Origin of the sequence: Blastopirellula marina, assembly GCF_002967715.1 — a bacterium.
In the GTDB taxonomy this organism is placed as follows: Bacteria; Planctomycetota; Planctomycetia; order Pirellulales; family Pirellulaceae; genus Bremerella; species Bremerella marina_B.
On sequence record NZ_PUIA01000016.1, the window covers coordinates 611089 to 637210 of the forward strand.

The 26122-nt window shown below is 56.7% G+C and carries 21 protein-coding genes; 9 read left to right on the forward strand and 12 right to left on the reverse strand.

Features of this window, described 5'->3' with window-relative positions; translation table 11 throughout:
- Positions 1 to 423 (forward strand): DUF1801 domain-containing protein, encoded by a 423-nt coding sequence (locus C5Y96_RS04310; protein WP_105350293.1) that lies wholly within the window; start codon positions 1 to 3, stop codon positions 421 to 423.
- Between the two features lie 3 nt (positions 424 to 426).
- On the opposite strand, the gene C5Y96_RS04315 is transcribed toward C5Y96_RS04310, so the two are convergent.
- The 8 genes from C5Y96_RS04315 to C5Y96_RS04350 all read right to left on the reverse strand — a co-directional run bounded on the left by C5Y96_RS04315 (position 427) and on the right by C5Y96_RS04350 (position 10301).
- On the reverse strand, positions 427 to 1851 hold the full coding sequence (locus C5Y96_RS04315; protein WP_233198778.1) for a YcjF family protein: 1425 nt from the start codon (positions 1849 to 1851) through the stop codon (positions 427 to 429).
- Positions 1835 to 3397 (reverse strand): YcjF family protein, encoded by a 1563-nt coding sequence (locus C5Y96_RS04320; RefSeq protein WP_158261090.1) that lies wholly within the window; start codon positions 3395 to 3397, stop codon positions 1835 to 1837. The genes C5Y96_RS04315 and C5Y96_RS04320 overlap by 17 nt, the downstream gene beginning before the upstream one ends.
- Positions 3398 to 3638: 241 nt before the next feature.
- Positions 3639 to 4133, reverse strand: coding sequence for a hypothetical protein (locus tag C5Y96_RS04325; protein ID WP_105350295.1), 495 nt, complete (start codon positions 4131 to 4133; stop codon positions 3639 to 3641).
- Between the two features lie 71 nt (positions 4134 to 4204).
- Entirely contained in the window at positions 4205 to 5506 is a 1302-nt protein-coding gene (locus tag C5Y96_RS04330) for a DUF1501 domain-containing protein (protein ID WP_105350296.1), read from the reverse strand.
- 127 nt (positions 5507 to 5633) lie between these two features.
- Positions 5634 to 8387, reverse strand: coding sequence for a DUF1549 and DUF1553 domain-containing protein (locus tag C5Y96_RS04335; RefSeq protein WP_105350297.1), 2754 nt, complete (start codon positions 8385 to 8387; stop codon positions 5634 to 5636).
- A gap of 89 nt (positions 8388 to 8476) precedes the next feature.
- Entirely contained in the window at positions 8477 to 9019 is a 543-nt protein-coding gene (locus tag C5Y96_RS04340) for a hypothetical protein (protein ID WP_146115510.1), read from the reverse strand.
- A 143-nt stretch (positions 9020 to 9162) separates the two neighbouring features.
- The gene (locus tag C5Y96_RS04345) at positions 9163 to 9747 is read right to left on the reverse strand and encodes a hypothetical protein (RefSeq protein ID WP_105350299.1); all 585 of its coding nucleotides are present in this window, start codon (positions 9745 to 9747) and stop codon (positions 9163 to 9165) included.
- 20 nt (positions 9748 to 9767) lie between these two features.
- Positions 9768 to 10301: an RNA polymerase sigma factor gene (locus C5Y96_RS04350; RefSeq protein WP_158261091.1), complete on the reverse strand. Its 534-nt coding sequence runs from the start codon at positions 10299 to 10301 to the stop codon at positions 9768 to 9770.
- Positions 10302 to 10566: 265 nt separating this feature from the next.
- Between C5Y96_RS04350 and C5Y96_RS04355 the strand changes: the two genes are divergently transcribed.
- The 4 genes from C5Y96_RS04355 to C5Y96_RS04370 are packed head-to-tail and all read left to right on the forward strand — an operon-like array spanning position 10567 to position 15652.
- Positions 10567 to 12441 carry an ABC transporter permease subunit gene (locus tag C5Y96_RS04355; protein WP_105350301.1) on the forward strand — a complete coding sequence of 625 codons (1875 nt, stop codon included), beginning with the start codon at positions 10567 to 10569 and terminating at the stop codon, positions 12439 to 12441.
- 60 nt (positions 12442 to 12501) lie between these two features.
- The gene (locus C5Y96_RS04360) at positions 12502 to 13758 is read left to right on the forward strand and encodes a CNNM domain-containing protein (RefSeq protein WP_105350302.1); all 1257 of its coding nucleotides are present in this window, start codon (positions 12502 to 12504) and stop codon (positions 13756 to 13758) included.
- Positions 13759 to 13762: 4 nt separating this feature from the next.
- Positions 13763 to 14740: a CNNM domain-containing protein gene (locus tag C5Y96_RS04365; protein ID WP_105350303.1), complete on the forward strand. Its 978-nt coding sequence runs from the start codon at positions 13763 to 13765 to the stop codon at positions 14738 to 14740.
- Positions 14741 to 14758: 18 nt separating this feature from the next.
- Entirely contained in the window at positions 14759 to 15652 is an 894-nt protein-coding gene (locus tag C5Y96_RS04370) for an alpha/beta hydrolase family esterase (protein WP_105350304.1), read from the forward strand.
- A 61-nt stretch (positions 15653 to 15713) separates the two neighbouring features.
- Here the strand turns inward: C5Y96_RS04370 and C5Y96_RS04375 are convergent, their stop codons facing one another.
- Positions 15714 to 16103, reverse strand: a complete 390-nt coding sequence (locus tag C5Y96_RS04375) for a hypothetical protein (protein ID WP_146115511.1) — start codon at positions 16101 to 16103, stop codon at positions 15714 to 15716.
- 443 nt (positions 16104 to 16546) lie between these two features.
- Positions 16547 to 17182 carry a hypothetical protein gene (locus C5Y96_RS04380; protein ID WP_105350306.1) on the reverse strand — a complete coding sequence of 212 codons (636 nt, stop codon included), beginning with the start codon at positions 17180 to 17182 and terminating at the stop codon, positions 16547 to 16549.
- 238 nt (positions 17183 to 17420) lie between these two features.
- Here C5Y96_RS04380 and C5Y96_RS04385 point away from each other — a divergent pair, with 238 nt between their 5' ends.
- From C5Y96_RS04385 to C5Y96_RS04395, 3 genes are all read left to right on the forward strand, one after another.
- Positions 17421 to 18389: a hypothetical protein gene (locus C5Y96_RS04385; protein ID WP_105350307.1), complete on the forward strand. Its 969-nt coding sequence runs from the start codon at positions 17421 to 17423 to the stop codon at positions 18387 to 18389.
- A 101-nt stretch (positions 18390 to 18490) separates the two neighbouring features.
- Complete coding sequence (locus C5Y96_RS04390; protein WP_105350308.1) at positions 18491 to 19207, forward strand: hypothetical protein; 717 nt, start codon at positions 18491 to 18493, stop codon at positions 19205 to 19207.
- A 547-nt stretch (positions 19208 to 19754) separates the two neighbouring features.
- Positions 19755 to 21491 (forward strand): tetratricopeptide repeat protein, encoded by a 1737-nt coding sequence (locus C5Y96_RS04395; protein WP_158261092.1) that lies wholly within the window; start codon positions 19755 to 19757, stop codon positions 21489 to 21491.
- Positions 21492 to 21504: 13 nt separating this feature from the next.
- Here C5Y96_RS04395 and C5Y96_RS04400 read toward each other — a convergent pair whose 3' ends face one another.
- Positions 21505 to 23091 (reverse strand): Na/Pi cotransporter family protein, encoded by a 1587-nt coding sequence (locus C5Y96_RS04400; protein ID WP_105350310.1) that lies wholly within the window; start codon positions 23089 to 23091, stop codon positions 21505 to 21507.
- A gap of 296 nt (positions 23092 to 23387) precedes the next feature.
- Here C5Y96_RS04400 and C5Y96_RS04405 point away from each other — a divergent pair, with 296 nt between their 5' ends.
- On the forward strand, positions 23388 to 24971 hold the full coding sequence (locus tag C5Y96_RS04405; RefSeq protein ID WP_105350311.1) for a serine/threonine-protein kinase: 1584 nt from the start codon (positions 23388 to 23390) through the stop codon (positions 24969 to 24971).
- Here the strand turns inward: C5Y96_RS04405 and C5Y96_RS04410 are convergent.
- A complete protein-coding gene (locus C5Y96_RS04410; RefSeq protein WP_105350312.1) occupies positions 24968 to 26029 on the reverse strand; it encodes a peptidase M42 in 1062 nt (353 codons plus the stop codon). The genes C5Y96_RS04405 and C5Y96_RS04410 overlap by 4 nt on opposite strands.
- Positions 26030 to 26122: the final 93 nt, after the last annotated feature.

Consider the following 26122-nt stretch of genomic DNA (forward strand, 5'->3'; position numbering starts at 1 on the left):
ATGGCGGAAAACAAAACCAAACCAACCAAAGAGAGTGCTGCAAAGTTCATTGACACACTGGAAGACCCGCAGCAGAGGAAAGACTGTAAGCAGCTATCCAAGATGATGCGCGCAGCCACCGGCGAACGGGCCGTGATGTGGGGCCCCAGTATCGTTGGCTTCGGCACGTACCACTACAAGTACGCCTCGGGGCATGAAGGGGACATCATGATCGTCGGCTTCGCCCCACGCAAAAATCAAATCAGCTTGTACCTGACGTGCGACATCCAGCAAATGGCTCCGTTGCTGGAAAAACTGGGGAAGCACAAGACCGGCAAGGGATGTCTCTACATCAAACACTTAGCCGACATCGACACGGACATACTCAAGCAGATGATCGAGCTAGGGATTGAGCAGATCGAACAGAAGCATTCGGCGACGTAGCAGCTAACTCCCGCTGCCGGAATGCCGGTTCAGATGCAGTTTCTTCTGAATCTCTTCCTTCAGGTCCTGCACTACCGACTTCTTATCGGTCTCTTCCAGGATCCGCTTCACGACCGTCTTGGGGCCTTCGTCGCCCCAACTGGCACCGTGCTCGAAGTAATACTTGGCTGCTTTGCCAACGATGTAGCTACCATATCCGGCGGCACCACCTTGAGGAACAGCGGTCAGAACGGTGCCCCAGCCGAGAGTGAGTGTTTTCACGACGGAACTCAGTGCGTGCGTTCCTAGTTCCGCAGTGATGGTCCAGCCGGCTGCTTGAAGAATGCTGGTGGCCAGCTTTTCAATGTTCGACCAGGTCATCTCGATGCCATAGATGTGCGCCAAGGCTCGGAGCATGGCGATATCGACCGCGCTGCCACCCAGCACGTCGAATACCGGGGCGGGGTTCACAGCCACCGCGGTCGCTTTCACCACGGCGAAACTCCAGATCGTTTGGTTCGCGCGGTGCTCGCGGATCTTCACTTTTAACGAAGCGACTCGGTCCGACTTATCGGCGGCATACATCGCCGCGTTCAAGGCCAGCAGTCCTAGGCCGTCTTCTTCCAGCACTTCCAGCAGACGTAGCTTCAGGTCTTCGACCTTGGGCGGCGGCGTACGCCACTCGCTGCGTTCGGTACCGTCGGCCTGTTGAATGATATATTCAACTTCCTTCGGCTGAGCCGCCGTCTCGACGATACTCTCCGGCGGAATAATACCGGCCAGACGCTCGTTGAGAATCTCTTCCAGCCGCTCTCGCTCGCGGGGGGAATACTGATCGATCTTGTTGAGCACGACGATGATTGGCTTGTTGACATTGGCCAAGGACATCAGGGCCGAATACTCGGTCTCGTTCATGTCCGAGTCGATAACGAACAAGATTACATCGGCCTGACGAGCGGTGTCTTGGGCCATTTCGCCACGATCGGCACCCCCTACTTCATTGATGCCAGGCGTATCGATCAGCACGACTTCGCTATCTGCGAGACCAGGTATGCGGTAACCGGCACCTTCCCAGGCAACATGCCAGATTTCCTTGGTCCAGCCCCCTTGGATATCAACCTGGGTAACGGCCTTGCCGACCAAGGCATTGATCAAAGCCGATTTGCCGGTGCTGATTTCGCCAAATACGACGATCTCGACGCGGCCACTGGTCAGCTTCGTTTCCATATTCTGGAGCTGACTGAGATCTCGCCGCAAAAGTTCTTTTTCCTGATCGCTACAGCCGCGAAATCGGTCGAGCGTATGGCGTACCGACTGCAGCGCGTCAACGTAGCGGCGATCGTCAGCCGACATCGGTTCAGGCTGTGCAGTAGTAACGCCTGAATCGACGGGCAAATCGCCGTTTGGCGGCAGATCAGGGGTTAGGTTGTCGTTACTTTCGTTCGACATAACGTTGTCGGGCTTCCTGAACCAGTTTACGCAGGTATGCGGAATCGGTGACCTTGTCCCACTCGCGACGGGCCAGGCCAGCCAGCCCCCCCTCAGGCTCTTGCATTCCGTGTTTGAAGTAGACCATGAAGACGTTGCCAATCCAACGGGTGACCAGGGCCATCACAATGCTGTTGAGCAGCATGCCCGATACGGTTCCGATGCCGGGAACCGTTTTGATCATCGAGCCAATCGCTAAGGCCACGAACGGGGCAGCTACTTGTACGCCGCAATAGCCGATGAATTGTTTGCTCATCTGGCCCAGCAGGCTGACACCCAGGTCCAGGTCGACCGGCTGGCGATAGATCTTGGCCAGGTCCATTACCATCTTGGTGGAAATGGCAACTCCGGCTGCCAGTTCGACCATTGGTACCGGCAATGGGTTGGTTAATGCACCAGCTCCGCCTGAGGCCCACATATATCGGTTGATCAGCTGATCGGCCTGGCGATCGATCGAGTCTTCCACCTCTTTGCGGGCCTTCTCGACCAGTCCGCGAGACTGCGTCAGTAGATTGGCCAGCAAAAGGTCGGTGCCGTCCTTCTTGATGACTTGCATCATGCGCCGCGCAAGGGGTTCGATACTCAGCGGGACGTCTACTTCTTCTTCGGTCTCCGTGCCATCGGGCAGGACGCGAACGCGCTTTCGCTTGGTCGAACGGCTGCGGACCGAAAGGATGTCGTCGGCCTGAACGATATCTTTGGTTTGCTGAGTGATCTGCTGCAGGAGCTTGGCTTTGTCGGTATCGGTGAACCAGTCTTCCTTGTTCAGGCAGACGAGCACTCGCTTCTCCATCTTGGCGAGCAGTTCCAGCAGTTGGAACTCGCTATGCCGCAGTGGACCATCGACCACCAGAAGGACAATGTCGGCGTCTTGAGCAGAATGGGTGGCAATTTCCTGATGGATGCTTCCGTCGACTTCCCCGAGCCCTGGCGTATCGATCAGCTGCACTTTGTTGTTACCGGGCCAGTCGACCTGGTTACGGCGAACGGTCGTGCCCCCCACGATGTCGGTGCTGAATGCATCACGTCCGGCCAGCGCATTGAGCAGCGACGACTTCCCGCTGCTGATCGTGCCGAAGGCAATGATCTCGAGGTTGCCCCCAACCAGCTTCTCTTCGATGCGATCGATCATCGGGTCGACCGTGTCGCGGAAGTCGCCGTCGGCCATCTCGTCGCGCAGGTCCGAGATGCTTTCCAGGTTCTCTTTCAACTCGGCTCGCCGTTGGTCTGGCGTTAGTTCGTTGGGGTTGCGATTCCGCATTTCGCGGCGTCGGTCTTTTTGAATCTTGGCAATGACTAGAGTCCAGATGCCCCACCCAGCCAGCCCCAGAAGCAGGGCTGCGCCCGTGCCGACGATGGAGAAGTAGACCCATTTGCCGACGGTGCCCAGGTCGTTCCCTTCGCGAATGATGTCGGCAACCCAGCCAGGGACGTAGATCATGGCCAGTCCTAGCAGGACGAGCAGCACGATCAGGCCAAGGCCTTGATTTTTCCACGGCTGGGGCATGGGGGATCGACTTAATAAATAGCGAAAGAAACTCATGGGATAGTTTAGGTTACGCGGCAGAGAGAATCATCGCCAACCGGGGGATCATCCGACAAGCTCGGTTTCGTGCCGATTTTGCCGGTTGTAGGGAAATTTTACGTTCAAGAAACAGAAAAGCGGACCGAAACACGTCCGGTCCGCTTCGCGAAGGTGCTGACCGACGACGACACTTGGCCATCGCCGACATGCTAAGGCGAGAAGCCTATTCGGCGTTCTTCTTTTTCTTATTCGCACCCGGCTTCTTCTTATTGAGGCCGAGTTTCTCTTTTTGTTCATCGGTCAGAACACTGGCCAGCTTTTCACGGATCTTGCCGTTCAACTCGGTGACAGCCTTCTGGGCGGCCTTTTGTTCGTCGGTCAGAGGAGCCTTGGCGCTGATGTATTCTTGCGCTTCTTTGCCCTTGAGACCTTTTTCTTTGGCTTCCTTCATTGCAGCCATGCGAGCTTCACGATCTTCCTTGGTCAGACCAACGGCTTTGGTCAGTTCGGCCAGCTTAGGACCGAGTTCCTTCTGGATTGCAGTGACCTTTTCTTTTTGTTCTTCGCTCAAGTCGAGCTTCAGAACTTCAGCGAAGATTCCGCGCTGCGGAGCCTTGGCTTGCTTCTTCTTCGGCTTGGCATCGTCTGCGCCCAAAGCGGTACCGACAGACAGGACCGCCACCAGGGCGAACATCAACAGGGTGTGACAACGAGACATACTACAGGGACTCCGAAATGGTAAGGGGGAAAAGATACGAAGTGTGAAACGCGAAAATGCCTCGGCTCCTCTTACGAGAAGAGTTGGCGGATAACCTGCCCGTCACGCACGATGGTGATCGGTCGGCCGGTAGTCGTGTGGTATTCCTTGGTGTGATCGATGCCGAGGTTATAGAAGAACGAGGCAGCCGCATCGTCCGGCTTGATCCCAACACCGTCCTTCGGCAACGTGGCCTTGTCGTCGCTTTCGCCAACGACTTGACCGCCGCGAACACCGCCGCCAGCCATCAACATGGTCATGCAGCGAGGATAGTGATCGCGACCGCCGCGGCCGTTGATCTTCGGCGTACGACCGAACTCGCCGGTCACAAACACGCCGGTCGAATCCAACATGCCCTTGCTGTGAAGTCCATTGAAGAGCGCTGCCAGGCCGTTGTCCAGCTTCGGAAGCAGACTATCCTTCAAACGAGCAAAGTTGTCTTGATGGGTGTCCCATCCACCGTTGGTGATGGTAACGAAACGGACACCACTTTCGATCAGACGAATGGCCAACAAGCAGCTCATGCTGAAGTCGTCTTGCTCGAAGTTCTTGGCGAACGCCGGGCTTTCCTTCGAGATATCGAACGCGTCGCGAGCTCGCTTGGAGGTGATGATCGCATGGGCCTGGTGGCTGAAACGATCCAAACCATCCAGCAGTTGATCGTCCGATTCAAACCCAGCGAAGGTTTGGTCCAGCTCGGCCAGCAGCTTGTGGCGACGTTCAACCGTGTCGATTGTCAGCCCGCCGGCCAGGCTTATTCCGCGCACCGAATAAGCCTGACCTGCGCGAGGCGTACTGTTGGTCGCCAGCGGAGCGTACTTCACGCCCAGGTAGCCTGCCGATTGGGCGCTACGAGGAATGGCGACAAATGGAGGAAGGTCTTCCGGCGTTTCCAGTTCCTTGCTCACGATCGAACCGTAAGCGGGGTACTGCAGCGAAGCAATCGGACGCGTGCCGGTGTTGACGTATTCGGTACCCAGTTGGTGGGCGGCCAGCGTATGCGAGACACCCCGCATGACGACATACTTGTCGGCTTGCTGGGCCAGCTTGGGTAGGTGTTCGCTCAGTTCAATGCCGGGGACGTTGGTCTTGATCGGCTTGAACTCGCCACGGTATTCGCTTGGTGCTTCCGGCTTAGGATCGAACGTGTCGATATGGGTCGGTCCACCGTTCAGATTGATGAAAATACCGGCCTTCGCTTGTCCGCCGCCAGAGACTTCTCCGGCTTCAGCCAAGGAAAGATAAGAAGCCAAATTCAGACCAATGCCGCCCATGACGCCAACTTTCAGAAAGTCGCGGCGGCGTACTCCGTCACATGTTTGATTGATGGGCATACGGGTGATCCTAGATGTATGAGTTTGAAGTTTTCAGTGGGATGTTAGGGAGCCATGCTGGCGTCTTCGTTGGCATGGCTCAATTTAGTCCCCTCTCCACCGTCTGCGGGGGAGAGGGAACAAGTCACTAATGATTAACGATGAACTCCTTGGTGTTCAGCAGGGCCCACATCAGGTCGTGCAGACCGTCGACGGGCTCGTCGGCGCTTCGCAGGTGAGCCAACGAAATGGTCATCTCCTTTTCGCTTGGCTCGCGGCTGAGTGTGCGGAGGTAGGCCTCAGTTACCATTTCAGCCGGAGAATCGAATGCAGCTGGGGCGGCCTTTTCCTTCTCTTGCTTGCGCTGGGCCCGTTCCAATTCAGCTCGCAAAACCTCTAAACGCTTCTTGCCGGCTGCCAGCTTCTGGCGAATCTCTTTCGCCTTTTCTGGGTTGCCATTGGCTGCCATGCGTTCGGCCACGGCTCGACCGTTACCCATTTGCTCGTACAAGCGTTTGATTTGGGCTTGGATCTTGCCGACTTCGGTCGATTTCTTGTCGATCGGCGGCTTCATTGACTTCTCGACCTGGCCGATCCAACTGTCGCTGCTGGCCATCGAAGCGTGCAGGCTGAAGTCGTTCTGCAGGAAGACGGTTTGCAGGAGGGTCGCTTCCATGCTGCGATCGCAGTCACAGTTGCTGGCCCGCTCGCTACGTCCGAAGATCTGCAGCGGATAGGAAGCGTTCCCTTGAATCCGCGTGCCGGGAATCGAAATGGCACGGTCTTCAATGTTGGTCAGGTACGTTCCCATCGAATCGTCCCCCGCAGTAGCCTGCTGAATGATGTCGTAGGCGACTTCCGCCGGCAGACGACGTGGTACCGAGCGGCTGAAATTACGGGTGTCGAGACGATTGGTTTCGTTCGGGACCCACGAGAGCTGATAGGTACGGCTCAGGGCGATTTCGCGATGAACCCACTTCAGGTCGTAGTTGTGCTCGATGAAGCCCTTGGCCAGGTAATCCAGCAGAGGTTCGTTGCTTGGAGGATTGCCCAGGCTCAAGTCGTCGGTCGGATGAACGATACCCACGCTGAAGTAGGTTGCCCAGATACGATTGACGATGGCGCGAGCGAAGTAAGGGTTGTCCTTCCCGCGAAGCCATTCCATGACCGGCTGGCGGACGTCTTCGTAATCGCGAAGGTCGATCGCGTCTTCACCCAAAACACGGGCCTCAGGCGAACGCGAAGGGAGCCCTTTGCGGTTCTTGTTGTTCTTCGCATTGCGGCTGATGTTGCTGACCGGCATCACGACAAGTTCCGGGAAGGGAACGGTCTTTCCCTTTTGCAGTTCCTTCGCGAACTCGCGACGCTGCTGATTCCCTTTCAGACTCTTGTCGATATCAAGCTTTTCGAGGATTTCTTCGTACTGAGCAAAGCCATCCTGGTCGAAGCGTGGCGGCTGAGTAGCGAACCGAGCACCGGTGAAGAAGGTCTTGAACTCGTCGAAGTCATTCTTCGACCAGACATCGAACGGGTGTTTATGGCACTGGGCACACTGAATCCGCACGCCCATGAACGCGTAAGCGAAAGCAATGGCCCGTTCTTCTGGTTCGCGGAATTCGCGGCGAGCCCAGTAGTGCGTCATATAGTCGCGATCGGCGAAAGAGCCTCCGTCGCGGTACATGTCGCTCATCTCTTCACAGAATTCGCGGTAGCTCTCCCCTTCCAGGCGGCTGCGAGCCAGCACGATTCCGGCGGCGATTTCGTCGTACGGAGTGTTCTTCTCAACACGATCGTAGATCCAGTCGTACCATTCCTGCGCTGGTCCGACTCGCATCGGCGACACGTTGACCAGTTGCTGGTCGTTGTTGCCGGTGATGTCGCACAGCAAAGTGGTCATCTTGGCAACGTAGGCCGGAGTATCAAGAAGCTGGTCGATCTTCTTCTCACGCTTGGCAGGGTCCTTATCGGCCACGAACGCGCGGATCTCACTCGGCGAAGGCAAAGTCCCGGCAATGTCGAGGCTCACTCGGCGAAGGAACTGTTCGTCCGATGCCAGATCAGAAGGGACGATGCCCATTTTCTTCAGCTTCTGAACGACGAGTTCATCGATCTTGGTTGGCGTTGGAACGGCGGGATAGTTCTCGCCGATCAACTTGCTGACCGGGTGCAGAACGGGAATGGCCACGACTGCCTTGTCATAAGCGACGACAACGTGCGTGTCGCCTGCTTCGCCGCTGGTGACGATGCCGTCGCCGTTGATCGCAGCAACCTGGTCGTCGTTCGTTGTGAAACGGCACAGTGGGGTGACGTCTTCTTTGGTGCCGTCGGCCCAGTGGGCGATAACACGCAGGGGTTCCGATTGGTCTTGATTGCGGAAGACGATTTCTTCCGGCGTAACTTGCAGCTTCTCAAGGACAGCCACGTGCGACGCGTCGAACTTCGCCCCATCCTTGATCCAATTATGCAGAACGCGGTGTTCCCAGCTGTTCAGTTCGTAACGCTTGCCCCCTTCGTGCATGTCTTCATCGGTTGGCTTGTAGATGAGCATGCTTTCATCAGGCGAGTCGGTGTCGACACGTGGGTCGTCCCCCTCGGTGATCGCGGCATGATCCGCTTTGAAGTCGTAACCAAACAGCGAGAGCATGAACCCGCCACGTCCCTGGAACGAACCATGGCAGCTGCGGCCATTGCAGCCCAAGCGGCCCATCAATGGCGAGACGTGCTTCTGAAAGTCAGGCGTCTCGGCAACGTCTTCAGGCGTGAAACGCTCGATGATCGTGGGCATGACTTTGCCGGAAGGTCGTTCGTCTCCGAGCGACTCCGCGGAAAGCGGGGCCACGGTCGCCAAGGCAATCGCCGGGGCGAATAACGAGAGACAGAAGCGAGCGAAAGTGGCTTTCATGGAGTTGCTATCCTTCGCGTGGAGATGGGGGGTCATGGTCGGTTGTAAGGTGTATTGGCTTGGTGGTGCGAAAAGCACCTGGTGGTTTACTAAGAACTAGGTTTGGTCTTGGGCGTCAGTTGACGCATTTGCCGCTCGATCATCTGCGGGCCGTCCCGTTCCAGACGTTCGAGGTTTTGTTCGAGTCGTTGGACTCGTTCGCGAGCGCGTGCCAGCTCTTCTTCGTTGACGCGGATTTGTGTTTCAAATTTCCGCTGAAGTGCGGCACGAAACTCCTGACGGAGGTCTTCGTTACCGGGATTCAGTTGCAATCGTGCGGCCAGCAGCGTGGCGCTGCTGTTTGCTTTCCACAAATCGAGTTGCACCTGGTAGAAGTGCGGTGCCCGTTCTTCGAGGAGGCTGAGCCGTTCGCTTACTCGATAAAGTTCGCGTATGGCTTTGCCATATTCCTTCTGGTCCATACCCCGCAACTGTCGCAGAAGTTTCTCGAGTTCTGGGTGATGTTTCTTGGCGAACGCGAGTGCGACTTCCTCGCGGCGTTGACGTTCCACGACCGAAATGCGCTGATCCGCCATGGGGGCCTGGGCGATCTGGCGACGCGTTGCGTCTGGCTTCACGGCCGAAACCGGCACGGTGCGATCCTGTGCAACTGCCGCCCCCGACCAGCTCAGCGCGCAAAGCGCTGCCAGGCAAGTAGCAAGGAGAAGGCAGTGAGTTCGCGAGGCAATATTCATAACGGATCGAAACGGGATCGTGGTCTTCTTGGGAAAGGTCATTACAGAGCCGGTGTCTCGGATTCGGTTTCCTGCTGAGCAGCGAGTGCTTTGAGCATCCAGCTCGGAGGATTCTCCGGCGTGCTTACCAGCAGTTGCTCGAAGAAGTTGTCTTCCTCTTCAGGCAAGTCGGCCCACGGTTCGGCCAGGACGTCGGTGTCATCCTCGATGTTTTCCACCCAGGCAGCCGCTAGTTGAATGCCTTCTCTGTCCACGTTGGCGGCTGCCGGATAGCTGGTTCGGTATGCGTTCGAGACAAATACAAGGCCACTAAGCACAAAGACAATCAAGCAGGCAGCCAACGACAGCAGCACACGCAGCCGAAACCCGTTTCCAGGAGCCACATTGCCGGGTGAGGCAACCTCGACAGGCTCCTGGGAAACGGTCTGAGGCACATACGCCTGGTAACTTGCTTGCGTGAGCAGAACGGCTTCGGCCAGCAGTTCGCGGAGCGATTGGTCGGTGGCCAAGTCCGCTTCGAATCGCTCGGCTTCTTCTCCCGACATTTCATCCAGGAGATACCGCATCGCTTCCAGGAAGCGATCGTCATCGGCGGGGTGTTCGTTCTGCTGGGTGCTACGAATCATGTCTGCTTCGTGAGTTAAGGTTAGCGTTCACGCTCGATCCAAGCTAACTTGCCGCGCAGCTTGATCATTGCGTTTCGCATTCGCCCGAGTGCGGTGCCCAACGGAATGTCGAGCTCTTCAGCGATTTGAGCGAACGTCTTGTCTTCGTAAATCCGCATTCGCAGAACCTGTTGCAGTTCCGGCGAAAGCTCTCCGATGGCTTGGCGAACCGAATCAGCCGTTTCCTGGGCGACCAGGGGATCGACCGGCAGGCCATCTTCATTTCGGCGAGGATCTTCGTGGAGGGTTTCCAGCACCTTCTTTTGCGTCGCACTTCGCCGGCGTTGAGCGAGGGCTTCGCGGTAGGCAACCTGAAACAGCCAAGCCTTGCGACTCTCGGCTTGGGTTTCGTGGCCGACTTCAACCAGTTTCCGAAAGGTTATCTGGATGATGTCTTGGACCAGGCTGGCTTCCCCCACAACACCCCACAGGAACCTGCGCAGCTCTTCCGCATACAATGCATGCAAATCGGCTATCTCGGCTTCGCTGAGCCGTTGGGGTGCAGGTGAAGTCAACGCCTTGATGTCCAATCACGCCACGGTCGCCAGGTGGCATCTAGAAGTAAGAGAGATAAGCAGAGACGATTATTGTCTCATTTCCGAAAATTAATTCCTCGAATCCCTTCGGTCGAATGCCCGGCAGGCTCTTGGGTCGATTCCTCCAAATTACGAAGATTCGCTTAAATTGAACCAGCCGATCAAGCGAAGGGTTTCGTTTTACCTGCCCGTGTTATAATGACTGGTTTCCCCAATATCACGTAACCTGTTTGGGAGTCTGGACTTGTTCATCGGTCCGGTTTTTACCCGTGAAGCGGCTGTAACGCCGCGTCGCAGTAAGTTTTACGTCTACCGTGCGGTCTACGTGGCGGCTTTATTCCTGTTGATGTGCACCGCCTGGCTGGTACTCGCAGGAACGCAAGTGATTGCCAGCGTTGGAGATATGGCACGCTTTGGGGCGAGCATCTTCCATATTTTGGCTCCCATTCAGCTCTGCCTGGTGATTTTCTTTGCGGCCTTCAGTGCTGCCGGAGCGGTCGCTCAAGAGAAGGACCGCAAGACACTGATCCTGCTGCTGATGACCCGGCTCAACAATTCCGAGCTGGTTCTGGGCAAGATGCTGGCCAGCCTGATCAACGTGTTTGCCCTGATCATGGCAGCGGCCCCGGTCTTCTGTGCCCTGTTCCTGTTTGGTGGGGTCTCGGCAGGGCAGGTCTTCCGTGTGCTGCTGGTGACCTTCATCACGGCACTCGCCGCCGGCAGTATCGGCAGCACGATCGCCTTGTGGCGGGAAAAAACCTTCCAGACACTCGCCCTGACCGCCATGTTGATCACGGTGCTGCTTGGTTTCAGCGTCGTCGTTTCGCAGCGCGTTCTGTTTGATCGACTGCTGGGGATCTCCGCTGCCGACTGGGCCACTGCTATCAATCCAATCTGGGCCGTCATGGAAGCCGCCAATCCCTTTCCCACCGCCGAAGGCAACCTGGCCATGATCGGCGGGGTGATCGGCCTGCATGTTTTGATCATGTCGCTGGGAATCGTGATCATGAACGGCATTGCGATTGGCTTGGTTCGTGTCTGGAACCCTTCGCGAGAAGCCCGCCGCGGCAAGGAAATGGAAGCGAAGCAGCTCGAAGAGAGTATCTGGGGTGCTGAGCACGATATGGCCAAGATGGACGCGGCTGCCGACCAGAACGCCGCTAACGAACAGCGCCGCTCCGGGCACGTCGATGCCCGCACCACCGAGGTCAAAATCGATCACCGCCAGGTCTGGGATAACCCGATCCTCTGGCGAGAAACGCAGACCTGGGCCTATGGCCGCAAGGTGTTGATCATCAAGTTCGTTTACCTGGCCCTGGCAGTCGCCGCGACCTATATGCTTTACGGTATGGTTGCCGCTGGCACGGCCGTTTACCGTGGTGATCAACTCGGTACGACGATTCCACCGATTGCCTGGGGTATCGTGCCGCTGTACCTGATCAGCCTGGTGATTGTGAACGCATTGGCCGTGACTTCCGTGACGAACGAACGAGACGGCCAGGCTCTCGACCTGCTGCTGGTGACCGACCTGACCCCCAAAGAGTTTACTTTCGGTAAGTTATGGGGAGTGATGTGGGTCACGCGCGAGATGATTCTGGCACCGCTGGCTGTGACGGCGTATCTCTGGATTGCCGGGGCGATGCAGTTGGATAGCTTCCTATTCGTATCGGCCGGCCTGGTGACGATGTATTTCTTCGTCACCATGTTGGGTCTGCACTGCGGTATGACCTACGCCAACAGCCGCACGGCGATCGGCGTGAGCCTGGGGACGGTCTTCTTTTTGTTTCTCGGCGTGATAACGTGTATCTTGCTGATGATCAGTTTTACCGAGTCCTTCCACTTTCAGCTCTTCCCGTTTCTGGGCTTTGTGGCTGGCGGTGGTTTGGGCTTGTACGTGGCCATCGGTTATCGAAACCCATCCAATGCGATCCTCATGTCGACGTTGCTGTTGCCAGGCATCTCGTTCTTTGCGATCGTCAGCTTCCTGCTGGGGAAAGGTTTCGAGGTGGCTTTAGCGACGGTACTCGCGTATGGTTTTACGACCATCACGATGTTGATCCCGGCCATCAGCCAATTCGACATCGAGGTCGGCCGTCGTTCAGGGAACGACGAAGACTAGGTGCGACGGGTAGTCAAAGCGTAGATTCGCAACAACGATTCATCGGAAAGGAGCGGCGGGTTGGACGTCATTGTGGCCATTGCACCCTGGTTGGTGGCAATGCTGCTGTTGGTCGCCTGCTCTGGGATGTTCTCCGCATCGGAAGCGGCGTTCTTTTATCTAAAGCTGGAAGATCGCAAACGCTTTCGCAAGGGAACAACGGCTCAGCGTGCCGCGGCTTCTCTGCTAAGCGACCCGGACCGGCTGCTGTCGGCCATCTTGTTTTGGAACCTGATGGTCAACGTGGCCTACTTTGCCGTCGCTTCGATCGTCGGTCTGCGGCTGCAAAACACGGTAGGATCGACCTACGCCACCATCTTCTCAACCGTTTCGTTGTTGGTGATTATCTTCTTCAGTGAAATGCTCCCCAAGAGCCTGGCCGTGCTGCGTGCTCCGGCCTTGGCCGCATTTCTGGCGGTTCCCGTTGCATTTGCCGTACGCGTGATCGATCCGATTCGCCCAGTCATGCGGGGCGTGAGCACCCTTTCGCAACGTTTGATCTGGCCACGCTTCGAGGCCGAACCGTACATGCAGGTTTCCGACCTGGAACGTGCGATTCAGATGTCGATGCAAAGCAGCACCGTGCTCGAGCAGGAAGAAATGGCCCTGCGCGGCATCGTGAGCTTGTCTGACTCGCTGGCCCAGGAAATGATGCGGCCGCGGATGCGTTTCAAGATGTTTCATCCGCCGGTGGCGCTGAAAGACCTCGATGCGGAAATGACCCCCAGCGGGTACCTGCTGATCTCCGACGAACAAGGAGACGACGTTGTCAGCGCGATCAACCTGGTCGATGCCACGGAACTTCCTTCCAGCAACCTGGAAGACCACGCCCAGGAAGTATTGGTCTTTCCCTGGTGTGCCAAGGCCTCGGAAGTGTTTCAGCAGATGTTGTCCACCGAAAACGAAGTCGCCGCGGTGGTCAACGAACTGGGGGAAACGATCGGCGTGATCACCCTGCGAGACATGATGGAAACGATCTTCTCGTATGCCCATGGACGCAGCGAACGCATCCTGCAGCGGAAGACATTCGAAGAGCAGGAAGATGGTTCGTACCTGGTCTCAGGCATGACCAGCGTACGCCGCCTGGCGAAGCACTTCGACGTAGAACTTCCTGAAACACGGCACGCGACGATCAACGGAATACTGCAGGAAGAACTGGAGCACATTCCTGAAGTGGAAGATGTCGTCGAATGGGGGCCGTTTCAATTCGAGGTGATCGAGCAGCACTCTGAAGGGCACATTCTGGTTCGCTTGACCATGCGTCAGGAGGAAGAGTGACGCCATGGGTATGATCGCATTCCTGTTTATCCTCGGTGTGTTTCTCAGCGCGTTCTTCAGCGGCTCGGAAACGGGTTTCTATCGCGTGACTCGCGTTCGCCTGGTGCTGGATGGTCTGGGCGGAGACTGGCTGTCTCGTTTCCTGTTATTTTTGACAAATCACCCGGCGTTGTTCGTCGCAACCACACTCATTGGCAATAATGTCGCCAACTACATGGTCTCGCTTTCGATTGTCCTTTTTACCCAGGCTACCTTCCCGGGAAACTCGACTGCCGAAATGGCGTTGCCGCTGGTAATGGCACCATTCTTGTTCGTCTATGGCGAACTGCTACCCAAATACTTCTTCTACCGAGCACCCAACTTCCTGCTTCGCCGCACAGGTTGGATATTTGTGGTGTTTACGATTCTGTTTGCTCCTTGTTCGGCTCTGTTGTGGGTCTTGGGACGAGCGCTGCAAACGCTGCTGGGTGAATCTCCGGAAACGGTTCGCTTGGCGCTGGCTCGGACCGAACTGGAAGACTTCCTGGAAGAAGGTGGCGAGTTCGGCATTTTGAACAAGGCTCAGCGGCGTGTGGCCCAAGGGGTTTTCGGGGTGGCAAATCGCCGCGTTACCTCCATTGCCACACCTCTCTCCCGCGTATGGACTGCCAGGGTCGGTTCCAAGGTGAACAGCCTCATCCGCGTTGCCAAACGCAAGCAGATTTCGGTCATTCCGATTGTCGAAACGCAAGGCAAGCGTACCATTCCCATCGGATACGTTCGCATCTGCGACCTGTACATGGGGGAAGGGGAAGAGATCGAGAACTATCATCCGCTGCCGGAAGTTAAAGCAAGCGAAAGTTGTATCTCGGCCATTACGCAGTTGCATAGCTCCGGCGAATTGATGGCCAAGGTGGTCAGCCGCAGCGGCGTGCCGATTGGTATTGTCACCATGCAAGAGCTGCAGCGAGCCATTCTCGACGCCAAGAAACAGCCTGCCTAGTTTTTCCCGAAAGAGATCATGACGACGACACCTATCAAGGAACTGGCTTCAGGGCGTCACCGACTAACGATCGATGTGGACGATCGCGAACGGGAATTCTGGGTGTACATTCCCACCCAGGCTAGTCAGCCAGAAGAGGGCTGGCCGCTGGTCTTCGTCTTTCACGGCGGGCTATCGAATGCCCCAACGATGGTTCGCTTCTGCGAGATGAACGACTACGCCGATAGCGAAGGGTTTGTAACGGTCTTCCCTAACGGCACCGGTCGCCTCCCCACGATGAAGACCTGGAATGCCGGCATGTGCTGCGGGTACGCCCAGCGCGAAGACGTCAACGATGTCCACTTCGTGCAGCAATTACTCAATGACATCCCGCAGCGCGTCGCCATCGATCCCTCGCGGACCTATGCGACCGGCATGTCGAACGGCGGGATGATGTCGTACCTGCTGGGAGACAAGCTTTCGGATCGTTTCGCGGCGATCGCTCCGGTGGGAGGCACGATGGGCAATCCAACGTGCCACCCCAGCAGGCCTGTCCCCCTGATGCATATCCACGGAACGGACGACCAGTTCGTCCGCTGGGAAGGTGGGGTTGGCTCAAGAAGCAAGTCGAAGCTGAACTTTCACTCAGTCGACCATGCGATGCAAAACTGGATCGCCGCGAATCACGCCCAAACGACTCCCTCGGTCGAGTCCCTTCCTGGTGAAGTGAACGACGGAACGTCGATCGAGCGGTTTACCTATGCCGCCAACGGAGAAAATTCGGCGGAGGTGGTTCTACTGAAAGTTCACGGCGGCGGCCATACGTGGCCTGGGAAAGAGAGCCGCCTAGAGCTGTTGGGACCGACAACGCACAATCTCGATGCGAATCAGGCGATCTGGGAATTCTTTCAGCGGCATCGCTTGCCGATGTAGCAGGAAGCTCGCCATCCCTGGCGAAAGGTGCTCCTTGCTTCCCCCATCCCCTAAATCGTGATTAGCTGCCTGACAGTACCTTCTCGGCAGCGGCTTTGGCAGCTTCGTTCTTTTTGCGGCGCTGCTCTTCTTCGGTAATCAGTTCTTTGAGTCGCGATAGTTGAACATCGGTGAGGACTGCTTTCACTTCGTCTTCCATGGCCGACTCGAGCTTGGCAATTTCAATTTCCAATTCCTGGATCTTTCCCAGGTAGCCCTTCTGGATCTTGTAGATTTCCTTCTTCTGATCTTCGGTAACGATATCGTTCCAGTGAGCTGGTAACCGGCCGCGAACTTCTGACTTAGGAGCAGACGGTGCGGCTTCCTGAGCCGAGAGCGTTGAGAAAACAGGAATCGCAATCAAAAGCGTCAGGATGCCAAGCGACGAGAGCAAAGTCGATTTTAGATTCACGGAGGAAACCCCTTTTGCGGTAGCTATTGAAAGCCGTCCTAGCAGGTATTGGGGGTGCTCCGTCACCTGAACGAGCTGATTTTAGTTTGCCGTCAGGGGGGTATCAAGTAAATTTCTTTGGGGGCCTACTGAGGGCGCATAAAAAAAGGCCAGAAGTAGTCGTTCCGTCGTCTACTTTGGCCTTTTGATCTCACGGGGCCGCGTCCTGCGTCCCGTCCTCCCGGTGTTCGATCAGTATTAAGTATCGTCCTGATGTTTCCTGGTTCTGGATGGAAAATCCAGTATTTTCGTGCTAGCAGTCACGCCTTCTTCGTCGGGTTATCGCGGCTAGCAAAAAAATACGGGCAGGATCCCATCCAGGATCCTGCCCGCGAGACGCTTTGGCTCAGCGGCAAACCACACTCCCCAGGTAGCTTGGTCGAGCCGGTCGCGTTGGTTTGGTGTTAGTTCAGCGGCAGCAGAGCTTGCAGCGAAGGCATCAGCCGTGCTTCTTTTGCTTCTGCCTTGGCTGGGGTTGGTTCGATCGCTGGAGCGACTTCCGGTACGCTGTGCATCTGTTGTTCGAGGTTGATGATCTCGGTGGCACCGCCGCACGAATCGCAGCTAGGCGAGCCGCAACCGCATTGGCCGTAGCTACGGCATTTGTCCCAGAAGCCACGCACGTGCATTCCCAGGCAGCTGGTGCAGGCACTTCCACAGGCTTTAACTGGCATGCCGTGGTTGCAACCGCACATGGGGTAGTCGCCGCAGCATGGCATCGTGGTTTCGACTTCGCAGCCGCACGATGGCTTGGCGAACCAGTGGTAGCGGGTGTGCATCTTGGTGCGGCAACCCTGGCCGCGATCGGCACAGTAACCTGACCACAGGTCAGCACAGCAGCCCATCGAAGGGTGTTGGCAAACGTATCCGCCGTGGCCACAGCTATTGCAGCCGGCAGCACCACAGGCAGCCACGTATTCGCTGCTCAAATGAGCATGAGCACTTGGGTAGCTGACCGTCATGGCATCCCAGAGGCCTGCCGAAGCGACTTGAACGGCCGAAAGAACGACAAAGCAGGAAAGGGTAGCGATTCGGATCATGTCTTGGTTCCTTAACGGTTGGGGGAGTTTAGTGAGGGAGTAATTGTTGCACTGCCGAAACATGCCACGCATTTCGCGTTGTGCAAACGCATCATCGAAATATTTTGCCTCACTGTTTGGGTCTGCCTGGCCCAACGACTGCCCCTGGCCGGAATAACCGTCACAGGCGGAACTCTTTCCCGGCGAAGGTCAAACCGGCGGAGCGATCCGCTAGAATGAAGCGACATTCACGTTTCCGTTGGACCGTACCGTTGGACGACTCGCTTTGTTTCTCTTGGCACAGCTGATACTGGATCCTGGCTGGCTCTCGGCCGCTGCGTCCCTGTTGATGGGCATCGCAGGGGTCGTGCTGTTGTGGCGTGGACGCACGGCACTCCGCGGGACGACACTCGTCCTGCCGTGGGCCTGGTCGCTGTTGGCCTGGGTCGTGCTTTGCGGCAGCGAGTGCGTGATCGGCGTGATGCACGCCCAGGAAGTTTCCGGAGGCGAAGACCAAATCCGCTACCTGGCCGCGATGACACTCTTCTGTCCGCAGCTTTCGCAGGTCGGCTCGAAACGCCCCCAGTGGATCACTTGGCAACTGGTCGTCGCGATCTTTCTGCTGGTGCTGTGGTTGCCGGTCTTTCAGGTCTGGGCGTTCAGCAGCATCGGGCATGTTGCCCCTGGCTGGATGGGCGGAATATTTCTCGCCGCGCTCATCCTCGCTGGCTTCCTGAACAACTTCCCGACCCGATTCAGCCCGACGGCGTTATGCCTGGTGATCGCCCAGATCAACATGACCTACACCTATCTGCCGATGGCCACCACCGAAGTCACCGTCAACGGAGCCCTGTTGGCGATGGCCCTGGGACTGATCGGAATTGGGTCGGCCATCCAAGGTGGTTTGGGGTGCCCCGAGAACCTCCGACCCGAGGACCGCGCCTGGATCGATTTCCGCGACAGCTTCGGCGCGTTCTGGGCCGTTCGTGTGATGCTCCGTGTGAATGACTCAGCCGCGCGGTACGAGTGGGGACTGTGGCTGAGCTGGAATGGTTTTCACCAGGTCGAAATCGTCGGCTCACATGCCGACTTCCGCGATGGGGTCCGCGAGGCTCTGATTACCTGCCTGAGAAAGCTGCTGGGAGATTTCGTCGACGACGCATGGCTCGACACGCGTCTGCCGCGATCCAACACGCGCAAGAAGGGATTCGAAGACTTAGAAGCCTAGTTCGCCACAGCACTTATTTCGGAAAGTACAAAACCAATCCGCAGCGTATTTCGTCTCGCTGGCAAGCCTTCTTCATTCCTCTTCGGCTCGGAGTAAAACCTATGAATGGCGTAGCGATTGCCTTCTGCCTGATGCCCCTCTTGGCTCCTGAAGCGATCTTCCAGCAAGCGGCCAGTGTGCCTGCTCAAGGAGAACTCAAGGCCGGCCCTGTGCCAGAGAATCTAGCGGCTAACAAGCGGACAGCAAAGCCATCCAAGCATGCCGATCGCATTCTGAACATCAACTTCGGCAGTGCCCCAGTCAACTCTCCGCCGCGCGGCGTGATTGGTGGCCCTGGCGATGTGTGGACGCTGGTCGATGTCCGCGAGACCGACAAACTGGCCCTGCCGATGGCCAATGGTAGGCCGACCGACGTCGTGCTGAAACTCTCTGAGAATGACGGCGAATGGGGAATACCTGGCCCGGCGGATGTCTACCACGCGTATCTATATCACAACTGCCGCTGCGTCGACTTGTCGGTCACGCTGAGCTACTTGCCGGCTGGTATCTACGAAGCATACATCTTCGCCCATGGGGATGCCCCTGATCAGAATGCAGCCATCGAGATCCAATCCGGCGGAACCACCTACACCGGTCAGAAGACTTTGAACGACGGCACCCATCGCTACCGTGACCGCGAGTACGAAGCAGGAAACCAGTATGTGAAGTATACGATCGAGGTAAAAAACGGCTCGCCGGTCGTCATCACCAGCAAACACGACGGCAGCACGCTATCGATGTTCAACGCCATTCAACTGAAGCGACTGCGTGTGAAGTAAGTAAGGCGTATCGCATCTTAGGAAATCTCTGCCTCCTCTTCTCGTTCGCGGGGGCTTTCCGACAGGTGATCCACGATGCGCCAGAGGTTTCGATTGCCCGTCTGGCCCAGCAAACTTCGGGGATAGCCTGCGTCTGTATGAGCAAGAGGTTAACGTTATGTTCACATTTGTGTATCTAAATAGCCACTGACTTTGCTTGTACCCCGCGCCCGTGTTAAATGATCGACGGAAATCGATCTATGTGGGTACATTTAATCAGGGCTAGCTGCCGGTCGTGGAAAAGCGTCTTCATCAGAAAAACATCGCAATCTACGTGATTGTTTTGGCAGTAACCGTCCTTTTTCTCGTATATCTGCCGGCCGTCAATGGCGATTTTATCTGGGACGATGACGATTACGTCGTCAACAATGGAAACCTGCGAGACTGGCCAGGTCTGTTCCGGATTTGGGCAACACCGGGAGCGACCCCACAATATTATCCACTCGTGCATTCGATGTTCTGGGCGGAGTTTCAACTTTGGGGCATACGACCGATTGGCTTTCACGTTGTGAATGTGGTGCTGCACGGCTTGAATGCTTTTCTCTTATGGCGACTGCTTGTTTTTCTGAAGATTCCCGGCGCGTGGTTTTGCGCCTTGATTTTTGCCTTTCACCCAGCGCACGTTGAATCCGTTGCTTGGATCACAGAACGTAAGAACGTCTTGTCGGGGCTGTTCTATCTTCTTTCCGCACTGTGCTACCTGCGTTTTCTGGGTGATTCACTCGAAGATAAGTCTGCCTCGATTCCAATGGACCGCGCTCGTTGGAAATGGTACGTACTTGGTAGTTTCTGTTTTGTATGTGCACTACTTAGCAAAACAATCGCTTGCTCGCTTCCAGCGGCCATCCTGTTGGTTATCTGGTGGAAACAAGGAACTCTTCGGTGGAAGCATGTCGTTCCACTCATTCCATGGTTTATCGTAGGCCTTGGGTTCGGCTTGCTGACGGCTGCTGTTGAAAAGAAACACGTTGGAGCAAGCGGCAATGAATTCGAGTGGAGTCTTGCCGAACGTTGCCTGATAGCGGGCAGGGCCGTTTGGCACTATTGCGCAACGCTTGTGTGGCCGGTTAACTTGTCCTTCTTTTATGCTAAGTGGGACATCAACGTCGATCATCTGTTGCCGTGGCTGTTTCCCTTGGCGGCGATCCTTTTTGTTCTCTTCTTTGTTTGGGCCGCAAAATACTGGGGCAGAGGTCCCCTGGTCGCTGTGCTGTTCTTTGGCGGAACGTTGCTACCGGCCTTGGGGTTCATCAACGTGTATCCCATGCGATATTCATTCGTCGCAGACCACTTCATGTACCTGGCCAGCATCGGATTGATTGTCCTGGTAGGTTCCGGCCTTTTCGTTGCCATCCAAACAATGACGAGCAGGGGAACTACCGAAAAATATCGGCCCGCTTTTGGATATTCGATTGCCGTTGTGCTGCTTCTGGTTCTCGCCATTCAAGCTCACCGACAGGCCTATGCCTATCAGAGTCTGGAACACTTATGGCGCGACACATTGACAAAGAACCCCAGTTCCTTCATCGCCAGGGTTGGCCTGGCAAATTCACTGTATCAGAAGGGGAATCAAGACGAAGCGATTCACCAACTGAGAGAAGCCATCCGCCTGAAGCCAAATGATAACTACGAATCGTATCTCAGCCTGGCGAACTTATTGAACGATGCTGGTCAATGGAATGAGGCGACTACCCAGTATCATCGAGTCATTGAACAGAATCCGTCATGTTCGTCGGCGTACTTTGGCCTGGCACAGATTGCCCAGACGCGTGGCGAGACACAATCGGCCATACAGAACTACGAGAGAGCTCTTCAGCTGGCTGACGCAGAGACGGAAAGTGTCAGGAACTACTTTGCCGATTCCAATCAACTCGATCAAATCCATACCGCACTTGGTGAACTGAAAGCACGACAAGGGAATTTGAAAATCGCCAAGATGCACCTGGATCAGGCGGTTAAATACAATCCGCAGAACGCCAGGGCACAATACAATCTGGGAATCATCTGTGCCGCTCAGGCAAACCACCTCGAGGCGGTCGATGCTCTATCGAAGTCTCTGGTCATCGCTCCCGATTCGGCTGGTACCCATGTGCAGTTGGCGCGATCCTTGATTGCTCTGCGCCGAAATGACCAGGCGGTCAAGAATCTGGAGGAAGCAGTGCGTATCGACCCTTCTCGTCAGGATGCCGTACAACTACTAAAGACCCTGAGGTCAGCCGCATCGCAGCCTCTTGAAAGTCCTTGACCAACGCTGGCGGTCACTCGCCCCGTTCAATCGGGCTTTCCGACAGGTGATCGACGATGCGCCATAGATGATAACCCTGACGGCGGATCCAGCGTGCCGAGTCGGTTCGCTGCAGTGCCGTTTGGGACGAGAGTTCACCAGCGGCTGTATGCTGCAGGATCTCGATACGATACCCGCGCATATCCGCTTTCAGATCTTGATTTAACTGCTGCGCGGCGGAGGTGACTTCAGCGGAATAAGGCAGCTCTGCCTGTAAAACCTGATCGATCAGGGTTGCCAGCAGATCGGCCATCGTTTCCAGCGACTGGTCATCCCGAATTCGCGAAATCCGCGGTGCCTCGTCCAGGCGGTGACGGATACGATAGAGATGATCGATCACGTGAATCGTTTGTGCCAAATGCCCCAGCGAAGGGGCTTGCTCAGGCTGGATGCGTAGCCGGTCCAAAAATTCTCGCGTCTTCGCCAGGGCATCGTCCACATCCGCAAGCTCGCTGGCACTCGGGGATGCGTCTGGCTGGTCGATTACCTGGCTCAGTTCCCCCAGCAAGGTTTGCAATACGTCGTAATTCGTTGCCTGAACGGCTTGCAACGCAAGATCCGGCGTGACGAGCAAGCTAAGATCGAGGCGTTTTGCCAATGGGTTACCACGTTCTGGGAACATCCACTCCAGCAACTGCACGAACTTCCCGGTCAATGGCAGGAACAGGATCACTCCTAACACGTTGAAGAACGTGTGAAAGCTAGTCAGGGCCAGTTCCGGCTCGGCAGTCTCGAACTCTGGCACAAGCTCTCGCATGGCCCAGAAGTAAGGCGTCAACAGGAAGAAGGCGACCAGGCCGGTGATCACGTTGAAAATCACATGGGCGAACCCCGTTCGGCGTGCCTGAACGTTCCCTCCGATCGTGGCCACGATGGCCGTTGCCGTGGTACCGATATTCATTCCAATCACCATGGCGGCGGCCTGATGCAGCGTCATTGCATCGGCATGCACGGCCGCCAGCGCCGTCGCCACACCGGCGCTGGAAGACTGCGTGATGACCGTGATGATGACTCCCAGCAGAACCAACAACACCCGTCCCCATAGCGTGTCACTGGGAAAACTGTCTGGCGTGACAACCCCCTGAAACGCGCTCATGCCATCTTGCAGGGCCGAAATGCCCACGAAGATCAGCCCGAAACCTGCCAGCGACGTCCCCATCCAGCGAAGTTTTCCCTGCGCCAGCAGCCGGATCAAGGCTCCCAGCAGCACCAGCGGCAGCATGATCTCGCCAATCTTCCATTTGAACCCGATCAGGGCCACCATCCAGCCGGTGATCGTCGTGCCAATGTTCGCCCCGAAGATCACTCCCAGGGCCTGGGCAAAGGTCAGTAGGCCCACATGCACCAGGCCAACCGCAGCGACGGTCGTGGCGCTGGACGATTGAATAATCGCCGTCGTGATCGCCCCGGTGAAAACGCCTGAGATGGGGCTGTTGGTCGAACGCGCCAAGATCTGCCGCAGGCGATCATCGGCCAACGACTTGAGCCCCTCGGTCATGAGCGACATGCCGAGCAAAAAGAGTCCAAGGCCGCCAACGGCTTGTAAGATTTCAGGTCCCATGGTGCTATTGTCGTTCGAGACGTAACCCGTTGCGAGACTTATTCCTCAGTCACCCTTGTTTAAGAATCGACCATCCACGAATCGATCATGACCCGGACATGGCACCCAAAATTGGGGCCAATCCAATTTCTCCCCCAAACTCGCATGCACTTCGGTTGCCAAGATGCTCATTCGAATCGATACTTGGATGTGCAAATACCGTGAATCCATCTTCGTTCTCGGTAAGTAGTTATGAAGAGCACCGAGGGTCGTCCCCTCGTGATTGACCTCACTGACGCCCCCACGTTGAGACATTGATGACCCAGCAGAAGAAAAACGGCGGTGAACCCGCCCCGGAACTCGACCTGGCAGGGCGGTCTGTGGGGGACTACCGTATTTTGCGTCGACTTGGCCGGGGGGCGATGGCCGAGGTCTTTCTGGCTGAACAGCAGAGCCTGAAGCGAAATGTGGCCGTCAAAATTCTGATGCCGGAACTGGCCAAAGACCAGGCCTACGTCCGTCGCTTTCATCGCGAAGCCCAGGCCGCCGCGGCCCTGACCCACGCCAACATCGTGCAGATCTACGAAGTGGGCAACTCGGAGGGGATCCATTTCATCGCTCAGGAATACGTTCCGGGGCAAAACCTGAAACAACTACTCAACAAGCAGGGCACGCTCGAAGTGAAGCTGGTCGGGGCCATTCTCCGCCAGGTCGGTGCGGCACTCTACAAAGCGGCAGAGCAGGGGATCGTCCACCGTGATATCAAGCCAGAGAATATCCTGATCACGGCAACCGGCGAAGTGAAAGTGGCCGACTTCGGCCTGGCCCGCGTGATTGCCCCCGGTGCCGACGGGATGAACCTGACCCAGGTCGGCATCACCATGGGCACACCCCTGTACATGAGCCCCGAACAGGCCGAAGGCAAATCGCTCGATCAACGCAGCGACATCTATTCGCTGGGCGTGACCTGTTATCAACTGCTTGCCGGGCGACCTCCCTTTGAAGGAGACAACCCGCTAACGGTCGCCGTGAAGCACTTGAACACCGAGCCCGAGCGGCTGGAAAAGGTACGCGGCGGCGTTCCACCGGCAATGGCCCGGGTGATCCACAAGATGCTGGCCAAGAAGCCGGAAGACCGCTTTCAAAGTGCCTCGGAACTGCTGCGTGAACTGCGCGAAGTGCAAAAGTCGCTCGGCAGCGATGCGTTCGGCAGCGATCCTTCCGACTGGTCGATCGCCGAACTGGCTTCTCTGTCCGAGATTCGCAGCGGCGGACTGCAAGAGCTTTCCGACGTGATGAAGACATCCGCCGTCACCGTTTACCGCCGTCCTTCGTGGGGCAAGCGGATCGTGATGATCGGTGGCCTGGGGCTGGTCTGTTTGATCGTCGGCGGGGCCTTGGCACTCGCATCCAAGCAGACCAACCTGCTCGATATTCCGCCGGAACAACAGGCCGAACTGCTGCCTAAGCTGGGACGAACGGCGCAAGAGCAATTCGACTTTGCGATGTTCAAAAACAAGAACCTCGGGCAAGATCAGCATCCCGAATTCTTCGCCAGCGTCTACCGCAACTTTCCCTTGGATCAAAGCGAAGAGAACCGTGTCTGGGGGCTCAAAGCGATGAAGCAGGAAGCCGTGCTGCTGATGAACCGGGGACGCAATGCCGAAGCGCTACGTGTCTTTGATCGCATGGCCCAGCAGCAGGCAATCTACGTCGAAGCGAAAGCGTTTGGCTTCGCCGGCAAGGCAATCTGTCTGAAGCAGATGAACCGAATCCCAGAAGCGGAACAGGCCGCCGCGGATGCCTCACGCACCGAGTACCTGAACGCTCTCCGCGAAGCCGACCCAGAGTTCGCTGCCATGTTCGAGGCCATTCGCGGCCAATTGACCGGGCAGACTTAGTCGTCCAGGGCCACTTCGCACAGAACGTCGAGCATCGCTTCGATCGATGCCAATGCGGCAGACTCTTCTGGCGTGTGATAGCCGGTCGTCGGAACCTGAAGCGTGGCTCCTTGGATCGCTCCTTCCGAAGCCAGCACGACGCGTCCCAGTTCGGTGCTGCCTAGCGAAGTAGGAGACTTCCCTTCCGCCACGCGCACTTCATTCTGCCGGGCGATGTATTCGTCTTTGAACAGATAGCGAATGCCGTACTTGTTGCAGGCCGCTTCCAGCTTGTCGACCACGGTTGGGTTGAACACCGCGTTGGCGTCGCGTCTTCGCAGCACAACCTGCTGCGCGTCGGCCGTGGCGATATCGGGGAAGGGGCTCGTATCGAGCACCAAGAGGTCTTGCGTTTCGATACCACAGCGGCGGAACCATTCCAGCAGAAAACGCCAACTGCGGCCTGCTTCTTCCTGGGCCGTGAAGAGAACCGTTCCCTGAAAGCCGTGACGGAACAGGTAGACCAGCATGGCCGTGGTCAGCACGTTATCGAGCTGGGCCGATACGCGGCTGTAGTTCACCGTCAGACGATCTTGATAGGCGACCGGCGTGCCAGGCAGCACGTGGTCGAGCCCTTCCACTTCGAACACCAGGTTCCCGCGACGCTCGCACAGATACGAACGCTTGATGGTTCCCTTGCCCAGGTAGGTACCGCTCCAAGGGACGTAGGCCTGAACGAATCGTTCGTGGAACCGCTCGGCGATGGTCTGAAATGTTTGTTCCGAGACCGAGTCCCCCAACAGGTCGCCCCGGTTGCGGGCCACGAAGGCCGCGTATTGGAACTCGTTCGGACCGGTACAGATCAAGCCGTGCCGATCGACGTGGGCCGAGATATGCATGTGGTCAGGCCGCGAACCGCTGGCCACCAACAACCCCTCGTACAAGGTGACCTTGGCGTGGGTCTCTTCCAGCTCTCGCTGGAGATAGCGGAAGAAAGCATGCTCGGAGCCAACCACCGAGGGATGACGTACAAGCTGTTTCAGGATATCGAGGAAATCGTCGAGGTCGGACTTGGTCACGGCATGACTTCATCAAGCAAGTCGAATCAATCAAAGGGGGAATCTCCTCGCTTAGTGTAGTTACTTTCTCTGCCAAAATGGAAGAGGAAGGCC